The organism is Maribellus maritimus (assembly GCF_022267315.1).
Classification (GTDB): domain Bacteria; phylum Bacteroidota; class Bacteroidia; order Bacteroidales; family Prolixibacteraceae; genus Draconibacterium; species Draconibacterium maritimum.
This window is the reverse complement of the sequence record NZ_JAIKLE010000095.1, coordinates 1-4,056: the sequence shown is the minus strand read 5'-3', so window position 1 is coordinate 4,056 and position 4,056 is coordinate 1. Positions and strand designations below refer to the sequence as shown.

Genomic DNA, 4,056 nt, shown 5'->3' with positions numbered 1-4,056 from the left:
TGTTCGAAGTTTCGATTCCTGGTAAATACTTCCGCTCAAATTTGCTAAGGCATTCATCGTAATCTTTTATCCGACCGGAAACATATTCAACGTTTACAATTGGTTCAATTAGCTTTGTGAATAATGCCAACGCCGAATTATAAAGTTCCAGATTGGAATCGTAATAGTTTTTGAATTCATTTATTTTTAAATCGATATATGACATAAAACGGGTTGACGTGCAAGCATGTATTCCCACTCAAAAGGGATCAAAATTTGTCATTAATTCAACCTCAAAACAGTTGAAGAAGACAAAAAAATCCCGCTTAGCACGGGATTTGAATCTATGTGTTTTAACGAATTAAACACGTTTAACATTTACGGCATTTAAACCTCTTTGCCCCTGTTGCAACTCAAAGTTTACTTCATCAGTTTCCTTTACAAAATCTATCAGTCCTGATGAATGGACAAAATACTCTTTTTCAGAATTTGCATCTTTGATAAAACCAAAGCCTTTTGTTTCATTAAAAAACTTTATTGTTCCTTTATTCATGTTATTCTTTTAAAATATTAATAACGTCTTCTATTAAAGCCTCCGCCACCTCGATTGTTCTGACCGCCACTGTTTCTATCGGTTCTGGGACGGGCAACATTTACAACAATCGTTTTACCTTCAAACTCGGTATCGTTCAATTCTTCAATGGCCTTTTGTCCCTCAGTTTCATCAGGCATTTCAACGAAACCAAAACCACGGGAACTCCCGGTGTATTTGTCCATAATAACGTTTGCGGATGTTACTTCTCCAGATTCCGCAAATAATTCTTTTAAGCTTTCACTTGTTGTGTTGTAACTTAAATTTGAAACATAAATATTCATTTTATTTTATTTAAATGTGAATAATAATCTATTATTGAACCGGTCTGATTGTTATAGCAATCGTACCCCGATCTCCACTATCCAGTTCAAAATAAACGATGATTCCTTCGTTTATTTCTGGAAAAGCATCGGTAACATGAAAGAAGTATTTTTCACCACTGATGGAGTCTTTAATAAATCCGTAATTTTTGTCTTTATTAAAATTCTCTACGCGACCTTTCAACGTTACCATCTTCTTTATTATATTTTTCATTAAGCCAATACCGGGTTTAATTTTTTCCCGGTTAGTCGTTGTATATTCCGAACCATTATATGTTCGTCCTGAGAATAGAATGAAAGTGCTGTTCCATGTTGTCCTGCTCGCCCTGTACGTCCAATTCTATGTACATATGTTTCTGCCACATCAGGCAAATCGTAGTTAATTACGAGTTCCAGGTTAGCAATGTCAATCCCACGGGCAGCGATATCAGTTGCAACCATCACGCGTGTTCGTCCTAATTTAAAATTCGATAATGCTTTTTGTCGCGCAACCTGCGATTTATTTCCATGTATGGATTCACATCCAATCCAGTTGTTGTTCAGTACTCTTGCAATTTTGTCGGCACCGTGCTTGGTGCGCGAAAAAATCAAAACTGACTTGTTTAAATCCTGTTTTAACAGCGAAATCAAAAGTTGGTTCTTTTTCTGTCTTTCCACATAATACAAATGTTGCTCAATCATGTCCGAGGCAGAAGATTCCGGAACAATTCGCACTGTTACTGGATTTTTCAAAATCGATCTCGAAAATTTGCTGATTACCGACGACATTGTGGCCGAAAAAAACAGCGTTTGTTTCTGTTTGGGCAACATGGGTAACAAACGTTTTATATCATGTATAAATCCCATGTCAAGCATACGGTCGGCTTCATCCAACACAAAATGCCGGATATGATCGAGCGAAATGTGCTTTTGGTTGATCAGGTCGAGTAGCCGTCCGGGGGTAGCTACCAAAATATCAACTCCGCGTTTTAGTCTTTCTACCTGTAGTTTTTGGTTTACCCCTCCAAAAATAACCGCCTGCCGAAGATTTGTGTATTGGGAGTATTCCCAAAAGCTTTCTCCAATTTGTATCGCCAACTCTCTGGTCGGAGTCAATATCAGTGCTTTTATCTCTCTTCTTCGCCCGCTAAACGGGGCTTCTTCCAACTGTTGTATAATCGGAATTGCAAAAGCTGCTGTTTTTCCAGTACCTGTTTGAGCAATTCCAAGCAGGTCGCTACCCTTTAGGGCAGTGGGAATGGCCTTCTCCTGGATTGGAGTAGGATTTTCATATTTTTTATTTGCCAGAGCTTTTAATATCGGCTCTGAAATATTTAATTCTTTAAATGTCATACTTTAATTTGCTATTTTACTACAGCATTTTTATCAATTAATAATTCTAATGAAGAAGTATGCGGGGTATCTATAATAGTAATCCCGTTAAGATTATTATATAGCAATAAAGTTATATTTCCTTTGCTGATAATCTTTTTTGCGCATCAGCAAATTCATCTTTAAGTCGTTGCACCACTTCCTTAACACTGCTGATCTTTTCTGCCAGGTAAGCGTTGGCTCCTGCAAATGCATAGCCTTTGTTCATATTTCCTTTTGCTGCGTTATAAAGGGCCATAATAATGCAATAAGGACTTTTTGTATAATCGCATGTTTTTATGCACTGAAACGGGCATTTCTTTGGGCGTTCTTTGCCTTCGTTTACACTTCGGATAAAATTACCATCCAGGGCGCGACCGGGCATTCCTACCGGACTTTGGATAATCATTGTATCTTTCTGCGATGAGCTTACATAGGATTGTTTGAATAATTGCGACGCATCGCACTCTTGTGTAGGAACAAACAAACTGCCTATTTGCACCCCGGCAGCTCCAAGTTTCATGATACGCAATACATCCTCGCCTGTTGTGATTCCTCCTGCTGCAATAACAGGAATTACTTTCTTGTGATTGTAGGCTGACGTAACTGATACAACCTCAGGAATCAATTTTTCGAGTGCGTAGTTTTCGTCTTCAATCTGTTCTCTTTTAAACCCAAGATGTCCTCCTGCTTTAGGACCTTCTACAACAAACGCATCGGGAAGATAGTCGTAGTTTGTTTGCCATTTCTGACAGATAACTTTTGCCGCACGGGCTGACGAAACAATCGGAACGAGTAACGTCTTGCTTCCTTCGGTCAGATAGGAAGGTAAGTCTAGCGGTAAACCTGCTCCCGAGAATATTACATCTGCTTTTTCTGCAATGGAGGTTCGTACCATATCTGTAAAATTCGATAAGGCAACCATTATATTTACACCGATAATACCTTTGCTTAATTCACGTGCTTTTCGTATTTCTTCTTTTAAACCCAAAATACTATCTTTTAAATAGTCAGCAGGTGATTGTTTGTATAGCAATCCCAAGCCGGCGCTTGATATTACGCCAATTCCACCTTCGTTAGCAACTGCTGAAGCCAGTCCCGATAGAGAGATACCTACACCCATTCCCCCCTGAATAACAGGGAGCCGAATTTTTTTATCTCCCAAGAAAAATGATTTTATCATATATAATACAAGTGTGTCACGAACATTGTGAAGCACACTTCGCGACTTGTTAATCTAAACAAGTAAGTTGATTTTGATGTCGAATTGACGATGGGAAGGTTCGCTGAAAAAAGCGAAACGAAGCATTGCTTTAGACGATTTCAATAAAAAACCTGATTGTCAAGGCTGCGAAGGTATGAAATAATATTGATATCTTGTGATACATGAAGATATTTCTTTTGTTCCAACAGATTATATTAAAACTAATAAAAGAAATTATAACTTGAAAATATTTTCAATGATTAACCAGAATATTACTGTTGCAATTATTATCAAAAACCACCTTGGAATAGCCACACTTTTTTTTAATTCCTGCTTATGATTCTCAAGAAGTTCTTCCAACTTATCCGTGTTCAAATCAACCTTCATTTTCGCAGTTCTCAGTTCATGTAGTTGTCTGGCAATTTCAGGGGCAACTTCTTTAATGTTTTTTGTGGTTTGCTGAAGCATTTCAATCTCAGCGACTAAAATTTCCAGCAACTTTTGTTGTGATAGATTTTTTCTCATAACCTGAATCCTCGTTTTTTATCTGGTTTATATTGTTGACTTTTCTGTTGAGGATTAGTTGTTCTCTGGTTCTGTAAAATTAA

At 37.6% G+C, this 4,056-nt stretch carries 7 protein-coding genes; all 7 read right to left on the bottom strand.

The features are described 5' to 3' along the window. The coding region (locus tag K5G00_RS28885; RefSeq protein WP_238769991.1) for a hypothetical protein at positions 1-238 on the bottom strand (238 nt) is incomplete at its 3' end. A gap of 102 nt (positions 239-340) precedes the next feature. Beyond that, complete coding sequence (locus K5G00_RS28880; protein ID WP_238769989.1) at positions 341-532, bottom strand: cold-shock protein; 192 nt, start codon at positions 530-532, stop codon at positions 341-343. A 17-nt stretch (positions 533-549) separates the two neighbouring features. Then, on the bottom strand, positions 550-855 hold the full coding sequence (locus tag K5G00_RS28875; RefSeq protein ID WP_238769987.1) for an RNA recognition motif domain-containing protein: 306 nt from the start codon (positions 853-855) through the stop codon (positions 550-552). Between the two features lie 31 nt (positions 856-886). After that, the gene (locus K5G00_RS28870) at positions 887-1,108 is read right to left on the bottom strand and encodes a cold-shock protein (RefSeq protein WP_238769985.1); all 222 of its coding nucleotides are present in this window, start codon (positions 1,106-1,108) and stop codon (positions 887-889) included. Beyond that, a complete protein-coding gene (locus K5G00_RS28865) occupies positions 1,108-2,226 on the bottom strand; it encodes a DEAD/DEAH box helicase (RefSeq protein WP_238769983.1) in 1,119 nt (372 codons plus the stop codon). The genes K5G00_RS28870 and K5G00_RS28865 overlap by 1 nt, the downstream gene beginning before the upstream one ends. Positions 2,227-2,338: 112 nt before the next feature. Continuing rightward, entirely contained in the window at positions 2,339-3,409 is a 1,071-nt protein-coding gene (locus tag K5G00_RS28860) for an NAD(P)H-dependent flavin oxidoreductase (protein WP_238769981.1), read from the bottom strand. A 273-nt stretch (positions 3,410-3,682) separates the two neighbouring features. Then, positions 3,683-3,973, bottom strand: a complete 291-nt coding sequence (locus K5G00_RS28855) for a hypothetical protein (RefSeq protein ID WP_238769979.1) — start codon at positions 3,971-3,973, stop codon at positions 3,683-3,685. Positions 3,974-4,056 lie beyond the last annotated feature (83 nt).